18 protein-coding genes and 1 riboswitch are annotated in these 20,596 nt (G+C 46.2%); of the genes, 2 read left to right on the forward strand and 16 right to left on the reverse strand.

Annotated features, from left to right (window positions below; all coding sequences use genetic code 11):
* Positions 1 to 68: 68 nt before the first annotated feature.
* Positions 69 to 1,799, reverse strand: coding sequence for a phage tail sheath family protein (locus DFR60_RS23500; RefSeq protein ID WP_110325059.1), 1,731 nt, complete (start codon positions 1,797 to 1,799; stop codon positions 69 to 71).
* Between the two features lie 301 nt (positions 1,800 to 2,100).
* Here DFR60_RS23500 and DFR60_RS30530 point away from each other — a divergent pair, with 301 nt between their 5' ends.
* The gene (locus DFR60_RS30530) at positions 2,101 to 2,265 is read left to right on the forward strand and encodes a hypothetical protein (RefSeq protein ID WP_167437700.1); all 165 of its coding nucleotides are present in this window, start codon (positions 2,101 to 2,103) and stop codon (positions 2,263 to 2,265) included.
* Between the two features lie 7 nt (positions 2,266 to 2,272).
* A complete protein-coding gene (locus tag DFR60_RS23505) occupies positions 2,273 to 2,797 on the forward strand; it encodes a sigma-70 RNA polymerase sigma factor region 4 domain-containing protein (RefSeq protein ID WP_110325060.1) in 525 nt (174 codons plus the stop codon).
* Positions 2,798 to 2,944: 147 nt separating this feature from the next.
* Here DFR60_RS23505 and DFR60_RS23510 read toward each other — a convergent pair whose 3' ends face one another.
* The 15 genes from DFR60_RS23510 to DFR60_RS23580 form a co-directional block, all read right to left on the reverse strand.
* Complete coding sequence (locus DFR60_RS23510) at positions 2,945 to 3,196, reverse strand: helix-turn-helix domain-containing protein (protein ID WP_110325061.1); 252 nt, start codon at positions 3,194 to 3,196, stop codon at positions 2,945 to 2,947.
* A gap of 20 nt (positions 3,197 to 3,216) precedes the next feature.
* A complete protein-coding gene (locus tag DFR60_RS23515) occupies positions 3,217 to 3,957 on the reverse strand; it encodes a hypothetical protein (protein WP_110325062.1) in 741 nt (246 codons plus the stop codon).
* 11 nt (positions 3,958 to 3,968) lie between these two features.
* On the reverse strand, positions 3,969 to 6,185 hold the full coding sequence (locus DFR60_RS23520) for a Stk1 family PASTA domain-containing Ser/Thr kinase (protein WP_167437701.1): 2,217 nt from the start codon (positions 6,183 to 6,185) through the stop codon (positions 3,969 to 3,971).
* Positions 6,186 to 6,225: 40 nt separating this feature from the next.
* A complete protein-coding gene (locus tag DFR60_RS23525; protein WP_110325064.1) occupies positions 6,226 to 6,870 on the reverse strand; it encodes an FHA domain-containing protein in 645 nt (214 codons plus the stop codon).
* A gap of 41 nt (positions 6,871 to 6,911) precedes the next feature.
* Entirely contained in the window at positions 6,912 to 9,131 is a 2,220-nt protein-coding gene (locus tag DFR60_RS23530) for a PASTA domain-containing protein (RefSeq protein WP_110325065.1), read from the reverse strand.
* Positions 9,132 to 9,143: 12 nt separating this feature from the next.
* A complete protein-coding gene (locus DFR60_RS23535; protein WP_110325066.1) occupies positions 9,144 to 11,153 on the reverse strand; it encodes a protein kinase domain-containing protein in 2,010 nt (669 codons plus the stop codon).
* A gap of 51 nt (positions 11,154 to 11,204) precedes the next feature.
* On the reverse strand, positions 11,205 to 12,008 hold the full coding sequence (locus tag DFR60_RS23540; protein ID WP_110325067.1) for a PP2C family protein-serine/threonine phosphatase: 804 nt from the start codon (positions 12,006 to 12,008) through the stop codon (positions 11,205 to 11,207).
* A complete protein-coding gene (locus DFR60_RS23545) occupies positions 11,995 to 13,338 on the reverse strand; it encodes an FHA domain-containing serine/threonine-protein kinase (RefSeq protein ID WP_110325068.1) in 1,344 nt (447 codons plus the stop codon). The genes DFR60_RS23540 and DFR60_RS23545 overlap by 14 nt, the downstream gene beginning before the upstream one ends.
* An 18-nt stretch (positions 13,339 to 13,356) precedes the next feature.
* Entirely contained in the window at positions 13,357 to 15,114 is a 1,758-nt protein-coding gene (locus DFR60_RS23550) for an FHA domain-containing protein (RefSeq protein ID WP_243005166.1), read from the reverse strand.
* Positions 15,115 to 15,119: 5 nt separating this feature from the next.
* A complete protein-coding gene (locus tag DFR60_RS23555; RefSeq protein WP_110325070.1) occupies positions 15,120 to 15,713 on the reverse strand; it encodes an FHA domain-containing protein in 594 nt (197 codons plus the stop codon).
* A 2-nt stretch (positions 15,714 to 15,715) separates the two neighbouring features.
* On the reverse strand, positions 15,716 to 16,453 hold the full coding sequence (locus tag DFR60_RS23560; protein WP_110325071.1) for a PP2C family protein-serine/threonine phosphatase: 738 nt from the start codon (positions 16,451 to 16,453) through the stop codon (positions 15,716 to 15,718).
* A 42-nt stretch (positions 16,454 to 16,495) separates the two neighbouring features.
* Complete coding sequence (locus DFR60_RS23565; RefSeq protein WP_110325072.1) at positions 16,496 to 17,395, reverse strand: FHA domain-containing protein; 900 nt, start codon at positions 17,393 to 17,395, stop codon at positions 16,496 to 16,498.
* Positions 17,396 to 17,412: 17 nt separating this feature from the next.
* On the reverse strand, positions 17,413 to 18,027 hold the full coding sequence (locus DFR60_RS23570) for an FHA domain-containing protein (RefSeq protein WP_110325073.1): 615 nt from the start codon (positions 18,025 to 18,027) through the stop codon (positions 17,413 to 17,415).
* A 72-nt stretch (positions 18,028 to 18,099) separates the two neighbouring features.
* Positions 18,100 to 18,175, reverse strand: a riboswitch (cyclic di-GMP riboswitch).
* Positions 18,176 to 18,288: 113 nt separating this feature from the next.
* Positions 18,289 to 19,767 (reverse strand): helix-turn-helix domain-containing protein, encoded by a 1,479-nt coding sequence (locus DFR60_RS23575; protein WP_110325074.1) that lies wholly within the window; start codon positions 19,765 to 19,767, stop codon positions 18,289 to 18,291.
* A gap of 168 nt (positions 19,768 to 19,935) precedes the next feature.
* Positions 19,936 to 20,517 carry a tyrosine-type recombinase/integrase gene (locus DFR60_RS23580; protein WP_110325075.1) on the reverse strand — a complete coding sequence of 194 codons (582 nt, stop codon included), beginning with the start codon at positions 20,515 to 20,517 and terminating at the stop codon, positions 19,936 to 19,938.
* Positions 20,518 to 20,596: the final 79 nt, after the last annotated feature.

Raw genomic sequence — 20,596 nt, forward strand, 5'->3', positions numbered from 1 at the left:
GGCACGCATACATGACTGAGTTTTAATCCCGAATCACCATCCGCTATCGTACCTTCTTCTTAAAATTTTCACTGTGCAGATGCGGTATTCTGAGTGATCCTGAATATTATAAACTCAGCTGGCTTCACTGGAGCCACGCCACTGATACAAATCAGGTGTCCATTATCAATCTCTTCCTGTGTCATGGTGTCACGCCCAATATTTACATAAAATGCCTCTTCCGGAGATGGTCCGGCCAGGCCGCCGCTTCTCCATACCTCCATCAGAAACACTTCTATTATTCTTCGTACCCGCCTCCATAGCACTTCGTTATTTTCTTCAAATACTACCCACTCTGTATTTTTCTTTATGGATTCCTCTATAAATATAAAAAGTCTGCGCACATTGACATATTTCCATGCTCCATCGCTGCTTGCAGTTCTTGCTCCCCATACCCGGATCCCCTGACCGGGGAACATCCGGATCAAATTTACCCCCCTGAGATTCAAAACGTCCTGTTCGCCTTTGTCAAACTGCACATCCAGTCCCACACAGGCCCGAACCACTTCATTGGCGGGCGCTTTATGGACGCCGCGGGCATTGTCACTGCGGGCATAGATTCCCATCACAGATCCGGAAGGAGGAATTACTATATTTTTCTTATCGAGAGAGTCAAACACCGTCAGCCATGGATGATAGAAAGCCGCATAGGATGTATCAAAATTTTCCCTGTGCCTGATGATGTCCTGTACCTCCTTTGCCTCCCGTGGAATATCGAGAACCGCAAATCTGTTCTTTCGTTCACAATGAGCAATCATAGAAAGCTGGACCTTTGGATCTGTGACACCAGGAACGGCGATAACGGAAACCATATCATTGTCCAGAAATGCCTGGATTCCGGTTCGATTTCCGGCACCATTGTCATTTCCAATAAAATCGGAAGCCTCCATGTCCAGAATATTACCATTCGTGCCGCCTGAAAGCTTAACAGTCACGGTATCCTGAGCGGAAGACGCAAGGCACTTAAATGGCGGCCGGAGTTCTTCCTTCCCTTTGCCAACATATTCCACACAAATCAGATCTGATTTTGAAACCTGCGTTTCCACATACTGTGGAATGTTACGATTAAATGAAAGATTCTCGTAGATCTCTGTGAAATCGCCGGACCTGACCTCCAGCCTGAACTCACAGGTGGATATAATTTTATCCGGCAATAGATTCTTATCCGTTACATCCACTTCAAATTCATGTTCAAAAGAAATAACATTGTCTTTACTCTCCACCACCCGATTATAAACCGTAGTATTTCCATCTGAAAACGCTACAATATCACCATCAAAAAATCCGACACTATTTTTAACCGAGTACCGCCTGCCCTCTGCCGCCTCCAGCACGTCAAAGACCTGAGTCCTTGCCTTGCTCGAAGGAGATATAACTATATTCAGCCCATTCCCCCACGCCCCCGGATTACTGGCTGTAAACTTCAGGACGTATTCTCCTGTATTTGGCACAGCTCCCTTCGCACAGGATGCGTCCGCCGGCGCGACCCTGGCCACAAAACAGCGGGACCCTCCATTGATAAAAAAATGCTCTACTGCATAAGCCAGAAAACGATAATTACCACATTCCCTTTCGGAAAGGTAAGTTCCATAAACCTGCTTAAAATCCGAAAAATTAGTCGCCATCCGCGGTACGCCTCCGACCGGTCCTTTCTCCGCCACCCCAATAAAACCGGCGATACTGGTGCTGGCCCCTTCCACAGGTACCACCCCTGAATCAAATTCCTCCACGTATACTCCAGGTGATAAATACTCCGCCATAGTCTTCTCCCTTCTTAATATTTTACTGTTTTTGCTTTTCCCGCCTGGTTATCAGGTATTTATTTCTTCTACATATTAATCAATTTTTTATAAGTGTAATTCTATTATAAATTTTTCCATTGTAATAAACAATGTATTTTTTGAAATGTGGTATTGTTCCTATAGATCATGAATGTTTTCATCCGCCTTTCAAATTAGTTTATATTCTGGTTTAGTTTTTTTTATTCTGGTATTGACATAATCTAAAAAATTTGATACTTTAGAGTCAAAACATATGTTCGATTCCAAAAGAGGGAGACTTATGAATCATATAATCTATTGTCCGGTATGCCATCATCGCCTGTTTGACATTAAACCGCCGACCGCCGGAACCATTGAGATCAAGTGCCCGCGCTGTAAAAAAGTACAGCACATCCATATAATCGAACCGGATACTCAGAAAACAACTACAGTAAAAACTACCTAGCAAAGGAATGATTCATTACCAAATAGCAGGAGAAAACGAAAAGGCCACAGCGCCGGACCCGTTTTCTCCTGTTTTATTTGCACAACCAGGAAAGAAGGGGATCATTATAAACTATTACATTAAAATCGAACAGCAAAATATTCCTGTCAGCGAGGAAATCTATAAGATTTGGCAGCATGGGGAGCGAAAGGATCGTTATTTCAGGGAAGGGGATATTCGGAATGGCGTCTTCTCCTACGATGCTCTGGCTGGAAAAGGCTTAAACGGAAGTGAATTATTTGCAGAAAAAGACCGAAATCCTGTAGAACATCAGGCTGAACGCGACCTCCTGATAAACGCGTTAAAACAGGCATTAAACACACTGAATAATGAAGACAAAGAACTTCTGGCACACATTTACTGCCAGGATGAATCGCTGCGCAGCATAGCACAGAGTACAGGAGTTCCGTTTACTACGCTGCAGTATCGCCATAAAAAAGTTATAAAGAAATTAAGGGTATTCTTCGAACAGAAATTCTTATTATTGGATTAATACTGTAAGACAGATTCCTGCATACATTTTTTAACAGACCTGTTTGCTGCCACTTTTAAAAAATCCGGAAAATTTTCATTCCAGTTTATTCAAAAAAGCCGTGGAGACAAAATTCTTCTCTTCTGTCTCCACGGCTTTTATCAGCATCTACATATTTCTAACATCCAGGAGTTCATCACAGGACATTCCCATGACTTCTGCCAGCTTCACTACCTCCACATCGATAATTGTTCTGCGTCCCTGTTCTGCCCGGTTTACCGCATTCTTATCCCAATCGAGCCCCATCTTCTGCAGCAGTTCCGCCATGTCTCTCAGAGACATATTATTGCTCAGCCTGTATTCTTTAATGCTTTTACCAGCTACATTTGATAACCCCGATTCCGATTTCATCTTATGCATTACTATGACCTCTCCGGGATTTAATAAAAATAGGACTCATACTGCCTTGAATCATATTCGTCTTCTACATCATCAATAAACTCTCTGATTTCTTCATCTGAAATCAGGCCGGTAAGCTGTTCCCATGCGGCTTTTTCAAACGCCGCTTCTGAGCGGTATTTATAATGCAGGTAATCATACCTTAGCGTATCCATCTGCATATCTGCAAGTTCATCGACACTTGGCATATATTCCCACTGCTTTGTTTCCTCATTATAAACCTCAACGCTTCCATCGTCGTTATAACGCATATTTCTGGAGCCGGAATTTTTCCCTCCCTTTTTGATTTCTCCGGTTACGGCATCCGCTGTATACCAGATACCGTTGTCTTCAAAATCACCCAGACGCAGGGTTCCGTCTTCATTCAGATAATACGTCTTATTTCCGAGATAGAGCCAATAAGTATGCATCCGCCCATCCTCATCTAGATAGTACCAGTTGTCCCCTACATACTGCCAGCCAGTGCACATTTTTCCTGAAGGATCCAGATAATACCAGTACCAGTTGTACACCTGCCAGCCGGTCAGCATATATCCGTTGCTATCAAAAATATAGTAATTTCCGTCTATAAAGCTCATACTGTTGGCCGGATATCTGCCGTCGTCATATTCATACCACCAACCGTTATCATCACTTTTCCATCCTGCAAACGATGTCATGGAAGCGCTTATAGTCATTGCAAGGATCAGCCCTGCCATCAGAATCCGTTTTTTCATGTTCATACCCCTTTTCCTTATTGATTACGCTTAAAAATATCATACGCTTTATTTAAGTCCATACCGCCATTATCCTGAGGAGCCTGCGTGGGAGGAGCCTCTGTCGTAGGGGGCGCCGGGGCCTCTGTGACTGGCGGCTGAGTCGGAGCTTCTGTGGTCGGCTCTGCGGCCGCCTGTGTGGCAGATGGCTGATCCTGCTGCGGCGCCCTGGCTGCACCCGTTGTTTCACGGGGCCTGTTATCCGCCTTTGTCTCCTGCGGCTTCGTCTCCACTGGCTTCGGCCCCAGGCTTATCGCAACCTTCACTTCTGTTCCCTTTTCCACCAGTTCGCCTCTCTCGATACTCTGGCTTATAGTATTTCCCTTTGGCACAACATCGCTGTATTCCTCTGTCACTGACACTTCAAGTAAAGCGGCTTCCAGATTCGACTTTGCTTCCTCCAGGGTAAGATAGGTAGCGTTGGGAACCTCTACCTTCTCCTTACCCAGACTGACGCACACACGAATATTGGACTGCTGGCTGACCATCGTTCCCGGAGCCGGTTCCTGGCTGATAATTTTGCCTTCCTCAACCGTATCGCTGTATTCACTGTCCGTCTTAATCAGGTATAAGTAATCCTGGTACAGAAAATCGGAGGCCGCGTCGTAGTCCATCCCCGCCACATTTTTAACGGAAACCGTAACCTCCCTGCTTCCTCCGCCTTTACCCAGGGAAACCGTCAGGACAATCCTGCTTCCGACCTTTACCTGTTCATTGGCAGGGAGGCTTTGCATGGCTATGGTATCGGGCGCCGCCTGATACTCCATTTCCTTATATTCTGCCGAAAGGCTGGCAGCCTGTATAGCCTTCTCCGCTTCTTCCCGCGACATGCCAATGAGGTCCGGAATTCTGGTCATGGCGCCTCCCGCGCTGACCTCCACTTCAACAATTGAATCCTCCTCCACTTCCTGCCCTCCCGGCAGATTCTGTGTCAGAATCTTCCCTTTTTCGATTTCTTCAGAATCGTTATACCCCAGAATCTGCATACCAAGCCGGGAGGCTTTTACCGATTCCCCGGCCGCGTCAACTTCCAGATTAATAACATTGGGAACAGTCGTCATCCCCTCCGCAGTCACCGCTTTCGTCAGCCCGGGGATCGAAAAATGGATGACGCCTCCGGCCAGAAGTGCGAATCCCACTGTCAGGGTTAACGCCGCGGCAGCTGAAGCCGCCTTTACCCATGTCGGCAGACTTCCGACATCCACCTTATCCTTCGTCGCCTGCCGTTCTTTCACCTCCGCGGCCAGAAGCTCTGCTTCAAAATCAGATGCAGACTGCGTTCTGTCCTGAATCTTAATATTTAAAGCATTCATGATGGCCGTTTCCGTGTTCCTGTTAATTTTAACTCCCAGCTTTGACGGCCTCTTTAATTCATCCCTGACGCTCCGCTCCATCGCGTCCTCCGGAGTGATCCCGGTAATCAGCTTGTAAAAAGTAGCTGCAAGGGCATAAATATCGGTCCACGGCCCCTGATCTCCCCGGCTCCGGTACTGTTCTTCCGGCGCATAGCCCGGTTTTATGATAACGGACAGACTCTTGCTGTGCTTCGTGGTGGCGTATCTGGCCGCCCCGAAGTCCAGCAGTTTTACTTCACCATTTTTTAAGAGATAAATGTTGTCGGGAGCAATGTCCCGATGGATAATTCCGGCTTCGTGAACCTTTTTAAGCGCTGATAAAACCGACAGAATAATTGGTTCGGCCTCCTCCACCGTCATTTTTCCATCTCTGGATGTTTTTTCCTTAAGAGATTCCCCGTCCAGATACTCCATAACAATATACGCGGTATTATTCGCCTCAAAACAGTCATAGATATGAACAATTCCCGGCTCCGAAGCAAACTTGGCCAGACGTCTGGCCTCTTCCAATATCTTAACCAGACCTTCCTTAAACTGTTCTTCCCGGTCCCCCGAATATACAGTCACCATCTGCTGGTTGGGCATTCTGGTCGAAAATTCGCTGGGCATGTATTCTTTAACCGCGACTTTTTTCTGGAGCATCTCATCAAAACCGATATACGTTATGCCAAAACCACCGAATCCCAGCACACGGCCTATGGTATAACGCCCCGCGAGCATTGAACCCGGAGTAATGTGATAAGCCTGTTGAGGCGCTATCCCCTCCTGATAACCGCACCAGGGACAAATATCATACCGGGCGTCATATTCCTCCATACAGCCCATACAGCGTCTGTTCATAGCTGGTCTCCTTTCCGATATTTCACTTCTCCCTTCCCGCTTATTCGCTGTCCTGCTGCTTCGCCGCCCATGTAAATTCCGGTCCACAGCAAGGAATAAACATAAGCGTGGTATTGCCGACAGACAGATTGTCATAAGCCTTTAGCACTATATTTTCCAGGACTACCTTATCATTTAAGTAAAAGAGTTCCCGGGATTCCCCCGGCTGGGCAAAGAAGATTCTCCCACGCGGCTCATATGTGATAATCGCATGGCATTCACGTGAGACTCCCTTGTCCCCCTCCAGTACTATATCCATGGACAAAGCCCGCCCAATAAAATTACGGCCGGATTTCAGGTTAAAGCTCTGACCAAAGAATTTCCCTTCTGTGCAGACAAGCCAGCCTACTACCGGTTCCACTCCCACGGATTTTTTATAAAAGCTTATGGTTTTATTGTCATCATCATCGACCTGGGAAATATCATTTTCTCCCATAGTGATTGCATCGTCGATCGAAATACTCCCCAAAGGCGCAGTTATCGGTTCCTGATTCTGGCCGTAATTAGCCACGGTAACCGGATCGTCACCCGGAGTCATGGCAATCGTAACATTATCACCGCCTCCCGATGATTCCGCACAGTGGGGACAGGCTGAGTACTTGTCCGCATCATAGAAATGGCCTCTGCTGCATTTTTTTAAATTCATATTAACTTCCTCCTGTCTGAATATATGGTATATGGCAAACGTCAGCTTTCCGGATTCATTGGCGGATTTGCAGCCGCCGGTCCTCCTGGCGTCGGCGGCCCTAACGTTGGCGCTTCCTGGCTTACCTTATCTTTTCCGGGCGGTTCCTGTGCCGCTCCCCCCTGGCTCGGAGCGGGCTCGCTCTGAGACGGAGACTCCCGGACTGTCTCTGTCTGATCCGGTACTTTCTGATCCCGGTTATCAGGAACTGTCTCTGTCCTGGCAGGCGTCTTCTCACTCTGGGAGTTTTTATCCTGCCTCTTCACCGGGGCCTTCGTTGGTTTATCGCCATTTTCCTTCGTCTCCTTCGTTTCCTGCGGCCGATTTCCCAAGCTGACGGTTATAATGACCTTATCGCCCTTTCTACCTTCTCCAGCTTCTGGCTCCTGTCTGATCACAACTCCTTTTTTTACGGCGTCATCATACTCATTGCGGCGTTCGAGCGCAAGCCCTGCCGCCTTCAGTTCCTTTTCTGCTTCCTCTGCCGTCTTCTTTACCAGTTCAGGGATCGCAACAGGTTCCCTTCCTTTACTTACCGTAACGACTACATTTGTCTTTCCCTTAATAACATTACTCCCTGCCTGAAGGCTTTGAGTTGTCACCACATTTTCAGCGTAATCGTCACTATATACCTCCTGGCCTTTTATCATATAGAGGCCGCTGTCTTTTAAAATTTTTTCCGCCTCCTCATAATTTTGGCCAGTCAGCTCCGGAACCTTCACCAACTCCTCTTTGTCCGGAAGTGTCTCTCCAACTGCCGCCGTCAGCAGGATTTCCGACCCAAGATGGACGGCCTCACCATCTTCCGAAGACCATTCCACAATACTTCCAGGGACAGCCTCATACTGTTTTTCAGACACCCTGGTTCTCAGCCCGGCCTCAAACAGCAACCTCCTCGCTTCCCCGACCTGAATACCCGTGATTTCAGGGACAGTCACAGGAATCTTATCGGAATCCACAATAACCTTAATGGTGCTGACATTATCGCCTTTCTCTCCTGCCCCTGGCACCTGTTCCACAATAATTCCCTCTACATTCTCTGACTCGGGAACCCCCATTACTTCTACCTTAATCCTCTGATCAGCAATATCATGGGATTTTAAGACTTTTTCGTACTTTTGGTTAATCAAGTTCTCAATCACGATGCTTCCATCTTCCCTACTTTCCACAATACCAATTTTACGGCCATCCCCCAGCTTGTAAAACACTGCCGTTGCCGCTATAAGGACGATAAGAAGGAGGCCGCCGCAGGCATAGAGCTTCCATGAAATCTTCTCTAAAAATGACTTGTTCTGCTTATTCCGCCTGTTCCTGGCCTTTTTTTTTCCGTATATTTGAAGTCTCAGTTCTTCAACACTCCCAGTCCGCCGGGATGGACTTTCCTCCAGGGCATTCATAACCGCTCTTGACAGATTCGGCCTTTTTCCTATTCCCGAATCTGCTATTACACTCTCCACCCGGACGGCCGGAGTGACAGCGGTTCCTGTAACCATCTGGCAGAACATGGAAACCAGTCCGTAAACGTCTGTCCATGGCCCGCCATTTTGATAATCCAGCCCGCCCGGTTCTCCGCAAACATACAGCCAGGAGCCGAAATCCTTCAGAACCAGCCGCTTATCCTCCGTAATCCAAAAACTCTCCGCACTGATCTGTCCGTGATATACGCCTATACCATGAACCTTTTCCACTGCTGTTATAGCTTCTGAAAGCAGCGTAAGCGCGGTATGTACAGATACGGCAGCTCCATTGGAAGTATTTCGGTACAAATATTCTTCCACTGTCGGTAGATCGCAGTACTGTGTAATCAGGTATGCCGTATCATTCTCCTCAAAGCAACTGTATACTGCGGCGATATCTTCTTCCCGGTACAGCCACAGAAGCTTCTTTCCGTAAGTCAGAAACTGGCGTTTTCCCTTTTCAAACAGTTCTCCTTTTGAACTGAAAACACTGACCGCTTCCCTGTCGCCCCTCACTGGACAGCAATAAGCCGGATAGAATTCAAGTATCTGTACCTTCCTTTGGAACAGTTCATCCCAACCGATATAAATGATGTCTGATTTCCGGACCTCACGGCATACTCCCACAATATAGCGCCCCTGCAGAATGCTCCCAGGTTCCAGCGCAGGCTCCGGCCCGGTATCCATATCCCCGCTGTATCCGCATACAGGACACTGCGTCAGATTTTCCGCATATTCTTCCATACAATTCAGGCAACGTTTCATACTCTACCTCTCTTACTGATCCTGCTGCAAACCACTCTCTGACGCCTCCTTTGGCCGGCAGTTTTTCAACTCCTGCAGTTCTGTGTTCACCTCAAAATACTGTTCCTGCATATTCTTATTCACCGGCAGCCCGCGGAGTCCACGCACATTATAGGCGCTCTGGGCATTTTCAGACAGCAGGTAATAGACGGCCCTGATTGCGGCGGCCTTTTCATTCCTGGAAGAATCCTCCCACACACTGAACTGATTTGAAAAATACCACTCTGCTTCCTTGTCTACCGGTATGACTCTGTAAATCCCCGCCATGTCCCTTTGAACCATCCGGTAATCTCCTGTATCTCCTAAATATATAGCCGTTCCCCTGTCACAAAACGCTTCATACCCCAGGGTATCCTTAATTTCCATATCAAACAGCCTGGAAAAGACCGCCTGGTCCCTGGGATTGCAGGAATAGCTTTCCCTGCCTGTAAATACGAATTCATCAGAATCAGGACTGCCTTCATACAGCCTGGTATTCGCATAAATCACCGGCATCTGCAAGCTTAACGGCATCTTTTTCAGCTCCGGGTCCTGTTCTGAATACTCTCTTAAAGAGTAATATTCATCGAGGATCTCATTTTCTTCCAACAGTTCATACACTTCTTTTAACGAGGCAAAGGATGCCTCGTATGGTTCTCCGAGAACAGTACTGTCAAACAGATCCGGCATATTTTTACTGTCATATGCCTCTCTGATTCTCGTCTCATATTCTCCTGCATCGATAAGCTCAACATCGACCCGTATCTGTGGATATGCCGTCTCAAAATCCTTCAGCGCATCCTGAAAGCTGTCTTCAGCCTCTTTCCGCTGCTTCTCCTTTTTCCCGGTATCCGTGTCCGTTCCCGTGTCTACGGGAATCCAGACCACAATTTCCGCTTCTTTTAAGTTTGCTTCCTGTATTCTGGACTGATACATCCGGAAGCAGGCTACGGAAGCAACAGCAATAACCCCACAGGCCGCCGCTACACCCATGCCCCGTACTGCTTTCCTCTTTTTTAATTCAGATTGGACATCCCGAACCACGGTCTTACTCTGAAGCGCCTCCTCAAACTGATTCACATTCTGGAACCGCAGCTCCTGGTTAAGGGCCATAGCCCTCATAATGCATTTATCAATATTCTCAGGAATTTCCGGCGCCAATTCCCTGGGGGACTTCATCGTATCTTCCACCATACGGTTAACGCTCTCCTCCGGCATCACTCCGGTGATTGCGCGATAGAGGACGGCTCCTACCGCATAGATATCCGTCCACGGCCCCTGACGGCTCTTGCTCCTGTACTGCTCCGGTGGAGCGTAGCCCGGTTTTAAGATAATGGACATTGTTTTTTCCTCATCACCGGCAGAAAAACGGGCCGCACCAAAGTCGATTACCTTAATAACTCCTCCCTCACAGATAAAGATATTATCGGGACTGATATCGCGGTGAATGATTTTCGCCCTGTGGATTTCCTTCAGCGCGTCCAGAACGGAAAGAGCCACTTCCACCGCCACCTTCACTTCAACGCGGCCGCCCTGGTCTTTAATGTACTGTTTAAACGAAATGCCGTCTAAGTATTCCATCACGATGTATGCCGTTTGATTCGCTTCAAAAAAGGCATACACATTTACTATATTTGGATGTGTGCTGAATCTGGCCATATTCCTCGCCTCTGCAAGGAATCGTTCCTTTCCTTTCCTGAACTCATCAGCCCGTTCTCCGCTGTAAATGATGACTTCGCTTTTACCCGGAATTCTGTTGACAATACCATTGGGATAATACTCCTTAATTGCCACCATCTTCTCCAAAATCCGGTCCCAGGCACGATATGTAATTCCAAATCCTCCGAAGCCCAGCACCGTCCCTATCATGTACCGGTCTTCCAGAAGCATTCCCGGATGGAGATGGTATGCCTCTTTAGGAGGCGTACCGGGAATAAATCCGCAGCGGGGGCAGACCCCGAACTTCTCATCATACATCTCCATACAATTCAGGCAACGAACCATCTCAAATGTCCTCCTATCCTTTTGTCTTTCGGAATTCTTTTCTCCGGCATATCACTCTCCGCGGCAGGCGATTAATACGGCGGTCGTGTTGTCCTGTCCGCCCCGGCTCATGGAAAAAGCCGTATCCAGAAGCCGCCTCGACGCAAGCTCCATCGAAATATCATTATCTCTTACCATGGCATGAATCTGGCTGTCGTCCAGGCTCTTATAGACTCCATCGCTGCACAGTAAGAGAATATCACCGTTCTCCAATTTTAGAGGTCCTCTGGCATCCGCCAGTTCAAGACCGTCCATTCCAAGGTAGCTGATCAGGGCCTCCGCCTGACGGCTTCGTGCCTCCCTCTCAAACTCTTCCTTTGATATTGTCCCGTTTTTTAACTGTTCGTTCAGCGTCAATCGATAATTATGATCCCTGGTCAGAGGCATAATCTGTCTGCCGCGGATCAAATAGATCCTACTGTCGCCCACAGAAAGCCAGTAAAACCGTTTTTCCCGCACAACTGCCGCAACCACCGTAGTTCCCGCCTTCAGCGGCCTGCCTCTTTCATTTCGCAAGTCTGCCACTGCACGATCCATAACCACAGCTTCTTTCATCAGAAAACCGTTCAGCTCCGAATCCGGTTTTCGCCTTAAGTAATCCCGAATAAATAAATCCGCAGCGGCCCTGCTCGCCTTTTCCCCGCCGCTCAAGCCGCCCATCCCATCACAGATAATACCGAACACTTCATTACGGTCAGAATACATACCTGCATAATCCTGCTGATACTGCCTCGTTCCGATAATACTGAATCCCGCAATCTCCATGTATGGATTATTTTCTTTTCTTATATCAACCAAATTTTCAACCTGATTCATGCTTTACTCCAACCCTTATCACACACGCCGCAGTCGCCAGACAAACCCGGCTTTCATTTTTAAGCTGATAAGTTTTTCCTTTCACCAGTCTTACCCCGTTAATGAAAGTCCCATTACGCGACATATCACGGATATAGAAATTCCCTTTGGAGGCTTCATAAAGGATGATACAGTGAATCTTGCTGATCTCCGGATGCCCCTGTATCAGAATGTTGCATTCCGCCCTGCCCCGTCCAAGCTTCAGCTCCGTATTTACCGGGAGAAACCATCTCTTTCCTTTTTCCGTACCGCGTTCCACCTCAATATACGGCATGGATTTAACGGAAACCGGCGGTGGGACAGGTATAATCCTCTTACCCGGACTCATAATACCTTCTGCCAGCTCCTGCATAGTCTGAATCCGTTCCCTGCAGTTTAACTTAAGCGCCCTGTCTACCGTATCTGAAATCCGCTCATTGATGGAAATGTTCATCTGCTTCAGCGGAACGTAATTTGCGCCGCCTAAACGGTCCATGGCGGTGGGAAGCGTAATCCCGGTCAATGCATAATAATAGGTGCTGGCCAAGGCATAAACGTCTGTATACGTCCCCTGTTTCATCTTATCGGAAAACTGTTCCGGAGGCGCGAATTTAAGCTTCAGTACAATTGAATACTCCTGCTCCCCTCCCGAGCTGTACTGCTTTGCACTGCCAAAATCAATTATCTTCACCTGACGGTCTTTTGTAATATAGATGTTTTCCGGACTCAGGTCGCGATGGAGGATATGCGCTTTTTTATGGATAATGTCCATAGCCAGCGCCGCCTGAAGGATCACATTCGTAATTTCCGACGCAGGAAGACGGTTTTTCGACGCTTTCACGATTTGTTTTAAATTCGCCCCGTCCAGAAATTCCATGGTAAAATACGCCGTATCATTCTCTTTAAAGCACTTTGTTATATTTACAACAGAAGGGATGTTCCCCAACTGATTTAAAATCTGGGCCTCTTCCAGAAAACGTTCCAGCTTGGCCTGGTAGAAATCCCGTTTTTCTTCGGACTCTACAATGCTCTGGATATGATTCTCTCCCCGAAATGCCACTCCCGACGGAAAGTATTCCTTAATAGCGCAAATCTTATCTGCGGCCGTGTCATATGCTTTATACGTAATGCCGAATCCGCCTTCCCCAAGAACCTTTCCTACCACAAAGCGCTTATCCAGCAGTGTCCCTTCCGGCAGCGCCCTCTGGCTTCGAATAGAAAATTTTTCCTGATAGCCGCAGACCGTACATTCCCCGTTATAATACTCCCGAGAAAAACAGTTGGGACATAAATTACCGATTATTGAAGGCATCGGTTTCCCCCTCTTTCTTTACCACCTGATGGTTATTTCCACAGAACCGGCTCTTACGGTGTTTCCCGGTTTAAGCTCCGTCTTGACATTGATGCGTTTTCCATCTGCAAAGGTTCCATTCCTGGAATTTAAATCATTGACGTATAATGCTGCGCCATTCCATTCCAGCACACAGTGCTGCCTCGACATCTTTGGATCGTCAAAAATAACGTCACACGTATCCGCTCTTCCAATGATCAGACTCCTGTCTATCTCCCACCGGGCCTTTTTGGGAAGTTCCCCATCCATGCGAATCACCAGATCGAAAAATCTTTTTAAATTTACTCTTTCAGGTTCCTCTTTTTTAACTTCTTCTTTTCGGTTCTCTTCCTGCTTCCCCGTCTGTTTCAGCTTAACGGCAACCACAATAATCAGGACCACTAACGCCATAAAAATCAGGAACCAGACTCCGGCAGTATCGCCGTCGCCCTCTGCTATAACCCTGCTGAATATGCTGCGTGATACCGCATCTGAAACCGTATTCTTATCAGCAGCGTTTTCCGTCTCTGCTATATATAGCGAAGCCGTACCGGTTAAAGGATTCTTCTCCATGGACTGGTCTGTCATACTTTTACAGGAAACCGTATATGTGCCCGGTGTCAGGTCCGATTCCATGGTAAGGACCACATTCTGATTGTTTCCGTCCTCTAAGGCCGCTCCCACCGCAGTCCGGGGAGTATCTCCCTGCATAATCAGATAATTAGATATTTCCCCCAGTCCGTTTACAGGCTCGCTGAAGCTTATACTGATCTGACGTTCACCTGTTTGCGCGGCATTTGTAATTACCGGGGGAATCCTGTCCGGGATCCATCTGGAATCCAGTACCTGTCTCGTAATCGTATCCCGCCCGTCATTTGTTTTCAGGGCAAACATTTCGAACTCATTCGAAACACGGTTTGACACGCTGCTAAACTGCAGCTCCGTACAGTCATAAAGTCTGTCGTATAAATCAGTCAGAACGGTGCTGCCCTCCTTCGCTCCAAAAGTAATAATGCCGCCTCCCGACATCCTGGAGAATTCGCCGAAACTGTTGATATTGTCCCTGCCTGTATCGCGGATGCACATGCCGTAAAGGGGAAGGCCATACTCTTTTAATGTTTCCTGCGCCTCCTGCGCCATCTTTTTGCCAACCGCAATATCCTCGCCATCTGAAATTACCACCAGAACCCGGCGCCTGCATTCTTCCGGCCCGGTTTTAGCCGCAATTGCGCCAACCCGGTCTACAGCTTCGAAAAGCAGTGTCTTCTGGTCATGGTTTTCCACCGTATCAAGTATTGCACGCATTTCCTCAGTCTTTTGGCTGCCATCCGCCAGAAGTCTGACTTCTTCTCCAAAAGTACACAACACCAGGCGGTCATTTTCTCCAAGCCGCTCCTGAAGATTTAAAATTCCGTTTTTAATCTCTTTAAAATACGATTTTGGCATCGATCCGGAGATATCCAGCAGAACATAGAGATAGATTCCCTCCCCGCTGTCCCTGAAGGAACAGGCCCCCTGCCATGTCAGCTCCTCCGTCCCCAGATAAGCCGCTGTGTTTTGGCCCGTTACAGTATCCAGACCATAGCCATAAACCATAATCTCCGGCAAATTTGTATAGACCTGTTCAATACGCTGCGTGCTCTCCTCTACCATGGTTCCTTCCGCCGCCAGAACCATCCGGGCCGGCAAAGCCGCCGTTAAAAACGCTGCCAGAAGTATTCCGGGAACTGCTCTCATCGCAGCCTTCCAGGCCGTCATTTTTTTCACTCTTCCTCCCATACTCTTCCTTTCCGGCAGAAAGCAACGAATTCATAGATGCATTCCCCTGTCTGTATTTGATCTCCTGTTATAATTTTTACCGGAGTCTCCAAATGTTTCCCGTTTAAATAGGTAAGAGTTCCTTTACCGGGAATGGCTGTAAATTCATTTTCCCTGTCATCGTAAACAACCGCCCAGTGTTTCTTTCCATCAATCCAGTTAAAACCATGGTGCAGACGGTAATCGGCTCCTTTTTTTTCGCCTGCCACACAGACGAGCCAGCCGGTCACATAGTCATTGCCCTTCTCCGGTGAAAAGCGCCCGATGGTTTTTGCATCATCATACGCCTCGCTCTCTATATTCACTTCGTCATATGCCTGCGTCACACCGTCTTCAGAAACCCGTTCCTCTTCAGACCCCTGTACCTTTTCCCTTTTACGTCCGGAAACCGCCCCGAAAAGGAGTCTCTTTTTTTTCACCGGAGTTTCCATGGCAGCTTCTGCCTGATCTGCGGCATTATTAAATATTCCGCAGTGCGGACACCTGGAAAACTTTTCATCATCATAATAATGGCCTCTGCCGCATCTGATTACCGCCACTTTCAGCCCTCCTGCCCAGCCCAGACTGCCACCGCCGAATAATTATCCATTTCTTTCTTTCTGCCGTTTTTCAAAATGACTTCTTCCATCATATCAATCCACTGCTGGGGGGAACCTGCCTTTTTCAGACAGGAAGTCATCTTTTTTTCTTCAATCAATTCCCAGAATCCGTCGCTGCACAGCAGAAACTGCTGATTTCCGTTCCTTTCAATGGGATCGTGAAGTTCATAACGGTTCTGTTCCCATTCTATGCCCATAACACGGAGCAGACGGTTGCGGTCTGGATGGTTTCGTATTTTTTTTTCTTTCAGCTTTCCGGCAGCCACAAGCATTTGAGGCACACTGTGGTCGTAAGTGCGTTCCATCAGGCATTTTTCCTGAAAATAATACAGTCTGGAATCACCAATGTGGCCCCACTGAATCAGTTCCTCTCCCACCTGAAGCAGAACCAGCGTAGTTTTCATATCACTGGCCATCCGGTCAGCCTTCTGGTATTCAATGATGTTTTGCTGGCTTATATCAAAAGCCTTGCGAAGGCTGTCCTCCGAATACGCCGGTTCTTCCGACAAAATTTCCATGGAAGTCTCTACGGCAATCCTGGAGGCCACCTCGCCTTTTCCATGACCGCCCAGCCCGTCCGCAAGCGCAAAATACAAAGCTTCCCTTCCTTCGAACATCCCGGTACAGTCTTCATTATTTTGACGGCCGCCTTCTTTGCAAAGTAAACTGTATGTTATCATAGTCTCTCCTTCTGCCGCCTGCTCCGGTAACAGTATCAGTGATTAATCGAGGCGGAACATATTTTTCTTATTTCCAAGATAAATCGAACTTCCCCTTGGAACCATCTTTCCCTGTCCCTTTTCCAGACGTGTACCGTCTTCTAAATACGTTCCGTTACTGGAATAGTCGGTCACAATATAATTCCCGTTGCCCACATCAAAACGCACGGAACAGTGTCTTCTGCTGACATCTGTGTCATACTGGTCAAAGATAATATTACAATTCGAAGCGGTTCTGCCAAAGGTAATCTCCTTGCCGTCCGTCACATCAAAGACTGCTCCCTGGTATTTTCCGGTTACTCCGGTTATAACAGCTTTTTTTACATTTGAACGGACTGGCGGAATAACCGGTGTTTTATCTTCCTGAGGTCCTTCAAACCCCCGATAATGAATCGCATCCGAAAAAGCAATCAGAACCAGCAGAACCGTGCCCACGAAGCCTAATGACGGAACCACCTCGACCCATGCCGTATTTGGATTAAATCCATAGAAATAGTAGAACTTACGGTAATATAAAAAGGTAAACACATAATTTGCAATTACGTACATAACCAGCAGGACAAACCAGATCACGGGCTTTTTCGTAAGTATCTGCAGGAGCAGGCATACCAGCCCGCTGCTGGCCACAGTCACGGTAGACGTGCCAAAGAAGAAAATATACCACCACGGGCATTCGCCAATCTGCATCTGGTATAACTGGCGCGCGATCGGAACAAGCGGCATCCAGTCAGATTGAAGACCCTTTTTACGTCCTACGCACATAAGCATGTATCCTCTGGCAAAATACGGTATCAGAATTCCCGCAATCAGGATAATAATATAAAATACCCCCAACCCATTCATAATTGCCATAAAATCCCGGTATAAGCTGTATAAATCATTTGCATTATTAAAAATATCCATGTTTCATATCCTCCCTGTTATTTATTATTTTTACTGCCTTCCCACTGAAATACATCGTCACAGCAGGGAACAAACATCAGCGTTACATCCCCCACCTGCAGAACACTGTTCTTTCTTATTTCCTTAGCTGAGAGCACCACCTCATCGTCTAAATAGAACAATTCCTTTGACTCCCCGGGCTGAACCAGGAAAATATTCTGCCTTGGCTCATAGATTACGGCGGCATGGCGTTCTCTCGAAACCGATAACTCCCCTTCCAGGCAGATATCCATGTTTCTTCCCCGGCCGATAAAGTTTCTCCCACTCTTGATTTTGAAGTCCTGGCCAAAAAATCTTCCGCCGGTACACACGAGCCAGCCTACAACAGGCTCTTTGCTCTCGTTTTCCACTCTTTGATCCATAAAGATACCCATGGTCTGATTATCGTCCTCCACGATCATATGACCGCCCGGGCTTTCATTAACCGGCTTTCCATCTGCTCCAATCGCAATCGTAGCCCCCTCCGAATCATCCTCCGTCATCACCAACGCGACTGTTTTGTTGGGTTCTGCGCCCTGGCCGGCACAATGGGGGCAGGAGGAATACATATCCCCATCGTAGAAGTGGCCGTTTTTACATTTCTGCAGATTCATACTCTTGTCTCCTTATCCTGTATTTTTATAAAATTAAAGGGCCAACCTTCCGGTCAGCCCATTCTAGCTCTCGTTTGTAACTGGCTGCCATTTTACAGGCCCTTTAGTTTTGCGTCAACGGCTTTCGCCGAATTTGCCATATTACATGAATTTTAGAATAATTTACAATTGTTTTAAGTATTGTATAATAATTATAGTAGAATATGCACTAAAAACAATATGTGCTCGATAATGTTCTCCATGATCTTGCACGATTCGACATTATTTTTGCACTTCTATTTTTAATTTCTCGATATAGAACTGGATTGCAGACAGGGTGTCCGTTTTAGAGCAGACATATTTCGATTGTGCTGCGTATTTAATAAAATCATAAAATGCATGAACCAATGTATATTCTTCGATTTCAATACAGTGATACCGCGCTTCGTCTTCATCAAATAAATAGAGCGATAACTCCTTCATACTATGTACCGACACAGAAATATGCCTGGATATCGGAAACAGCCTCGTATTAATCATGCGCAGAACCTCTCCTTCTCCTCCGGCCACCTCCTCATAAAGATTTTCAAGTAAACATAAACGTTCTTCACTCGTAAACGGCCTGGCATATCCAACTGGTATATCCTTCAAAACCCCGGTTGAGGCAAATTCCGCAAGTCCCTCTTCAGTAAAAAGACCGATCTTATTCTTAATATCATAGAACTGACGTGACCGCTTATCGACTAATTCCACCGCCTGTTCTCTATAAGGAAGCCCTTCCATCAGCACCTTTCTAACCAGTTTCTCTCTGCACATGGGAATAAAGCATGGCTGTTCTTCAATCCAAAAAAGCGAGTTTCCAGCCTCATCACACCTCATAAAATGCTCTCCCATAGCAATCACATCCACCGAATGCTTAAAAAGATTCACAGCCTGCTCTGCCTGATGTTCAAAGCTGTCCCTGTAAAACTTTACAACCTCCATATCCTCTTCCAAATAAACCGTCTTAAAATCTGCCGAAAGCAAAAAAACGTAATCAGAAAATAAAATAGAATTGGGAAATCCAATTCTACAGCCATCATCCTCTAATATATTTACGTAACGCTGATAAACACGATAGCCCTCTCCCCGAATTAGAAGATACGGAACGATCTTTGTCAGAACTCTGAGATTCTGATTATCCCGTTCCATACTGACCGGAGTTTTCACAAAATCAATGATCTGCCGAATCTCCAGTTCCCTAAAATCCATTTCCCCAATCAGGCTCATAAACCGGTCATAAAATCCATGCGCAAATGTTATTGACAGACAGATCCCTCTATGTTCCCTGCCGTAAGCCTCCCGCTTTAAAAAAGTTTCCAGCAGACAGCCTATCGTATATTCCCCAGTAAAAACCTTCCGCTTTGGTCTGATCAACTGCACTTCCACCGACTGTCTAACGCATACCGCCATTTTGGCCCTTTCATAAAAAAGTGCCATGGATTCAATCAGATATTTCACATACTTCCTCTGAATATACAGATTTCTTCCACAGCACTCCATTTCATACGCTTCCATAAGCATCTCACACTCTGCCGCCGTTAAATTAAGTTTGGATGCCAAAACCTTCACTGATTCTATCTGCGGCAGCCGTTCCCCCTTAATCGCCTTCTGTATTGAAGTCCGATTAACCCCTGAAATTTTAGCCAGCTGATACACGGTAACACCGCTGGCCTGGATATATTGCTTCAACAGTTCAGAAAATGGTGGTAACATCAACATAAACTTTTTCTTCCTCCCATGCCGCTTTTTCTTTTATGGCATAAAATGGCCATAAAATCCCATTTTGTACTAATTATACTATTTATATCGAAAAATTTGGCGGCTTGTGAGGGACAAGATTTATTTTGCATAATTCTTTTACTTTAAAATCGCCTGCTCTTTATCATATTAAATTAGTAAACCAGTAAATACCTGATCTTTATCATCTTGGTTTATTGCCAAATATCTCTTTGTAATTTTCAAAGACGAATGATTATAAATTTCCATTATAATTGCTGGTGGAACCCCTTTTTTCCATGCCTGGTAGCCAAATGTCTTCCTCAGAGAATGGCAGGATATATTTCCTTCAATATCCAATTTTGCAACAGCTTCTTTTATGATAATAAATGCCCTGCTGCGATGTATTGGTCGATTTTCTCCTTTTTGACTTTTAAATATAAAATTATATGGCATGACCTGTTGTTCTGTATTGCTCCATAATACCTGAAACGCTTTTATAACGTTTTCATTCAGTACAATTTGATTATTTTTATGAGTTTTTTTCTCCTGTATATATAAATATTTATGGTAATGTCCGAATTCAAAATTATAAACCTGCTCCCATCTTAAAAGTAATAAATCACTTATTCTTAAAGCTGTATTAAGCCCTACAACAAATAACGCATAATCTCTCCATCTCCCTTTTAAATAATAAAATTGTTTAATTTTTTCAATATCCTCTAAATTTCTAATAGGTTCCGTGACCCCCATAAAAACCTCCTTATAGCAGGCGACAATACAACATTATAGTATATTTTGTTGTGTTTTGATATGCATAAAAAAAGGAAAT

This window comes from Hungatella effluvii, from assembly GCF_003201875.1.
Taxonomy (GTDB): Bacteria; Bacillota; Clostridia; order Lachnospirales; family Lachnospiraceae; genus Hungatella; species Hungatella effluvii.

What these genes read in the sequence shown, in the direction of transcription:
- DFR60_RS23500 (WP_110325059.1), bottom strand. Translation starts at nt 1,799, where the DNA reads ATGGCGGAGTATTTATCACCTGGAGTATACGTGGAGGAATTTGATTCA.
- DFR60_RS30530 (WP_167437700.1), top strand. Translation starts at nt 2,101, where the DNA reads ATGAATCATATAATCTATTGTCCGGTATGCCATCATCGCCTGTTTGAC.
- DFR60_RS23505 (WP_110325060.1), top strand. Translation starts at nt 2,273, where the DNA reads ATGATTCATTACCAAATAGCAGGAGAAAACGAAAAGGCCACAGCGCCG.
- DFR60_RS23510 (WP_110325061.1), bottom strand. Translation starts at nt 3,196, where the DNA reads ATGCATAAGATGAAATCGGAATCGGGGTTATCAAATGTAGCTGGTAAA.
- DFR60_RS23515 (WP_110325062.1), bottom strand. Translation starts at nt 3,957, where the DNA reads ATGAACATGAAAAAACGGATTCTGATGGCAGGGCTGATCCTTGCAATG.
- DFR60_RS23520 (WP_167437701.1), bottom strand. Translation starts at nt 6,185, where the DNA reads ATGAACAGACGCTGTATGGGCTGTATGGAGGAATATGACGCCCGGTAT.
- DFR60_RS23525 (WP_110325064.1), bottom strand. Translation starts at nt 6,870, where the DNA reads ATGAATTTAAAAAAATGCAGCAGAGGCCATTTCTATGATGCGGACAAG.
- DFR60_RS23530 (WP_110325065.1), bottom strand. Translation starts at nt 9,131, where the DNA reads ATGAAACGTTGCCTGAATTGTATGGAAGAATATGCGGAAAATCTGACG.
- DFR60_RS23535 (WP_110325066.1), bottom strand. Translation starts at nt 11,153, where the DNA reads ATGGTTCGTTGCCTGAATTGTATGGAGATGTATGATGAGAAGTTCGGG.
- DFR60_RS23540 (WP_110325067.1), bottom strand. Translation starts at nt 12,008, where the DNA reads ATGAATCAGGTTGAAAATTTGGTTGATATAAGAAAAGAAAATAATCCA.
- DFR60_RS23545 (WP_110325068.1), bottom strand. Translation starts at nt 13,338, where the DNA reads ATGCCTTCAATAATCGGTAATTTATGTCCCAACTGTTTTTCTCGGGAG.
- DFR60_RS23550 (WP_243005166.1), bottom strand. Translation starts at nt 15,114, where the DNA reads ATGACGGCCTGGAAGGCTGCGATGAGAGCAGTTCCCGGAATACTTCTG.
- DFR60_RS23560 (WP_110325071.1), bottom strand. Translation starts at nt 16,453, where the DNA reads ATGATAACATACAGTTTACTTTGCAAAGAAGGCGGCCGTCAAAATAAT.
- DFR60_RS23565 (WP_110325072.1), bottom strand. Translation starts at nt 17,395, where the DNA reads ATGGATATTTTTAATAATGCAAATGATTTATACAGCTTATACCGGGAT.
- DFR60_RS23570 (WP_110325073.1), bottom strand. Translation starts at nt 18,027, where the DNA reads ATGAATCTGCAGAAATGTAAAAACGGCCACTTCTACGATGGGGATATG.
- DFR60_RS23575 (WP_110325074.1), bottom strand. Translation starts at nt 19,767, where the DNA reads ATGTTGATGTTACCACCATTTTCTGAACTGTTGAAGCAATATATCCAG.
- DFR60_RS23580 (WP_110325075.1), bottom strand. Translation starts at nt 20,517, where the DNA reads ATGGGGGTCACGGAACCTATTAGAAATTTAGAGGATATTGAAAAAATT.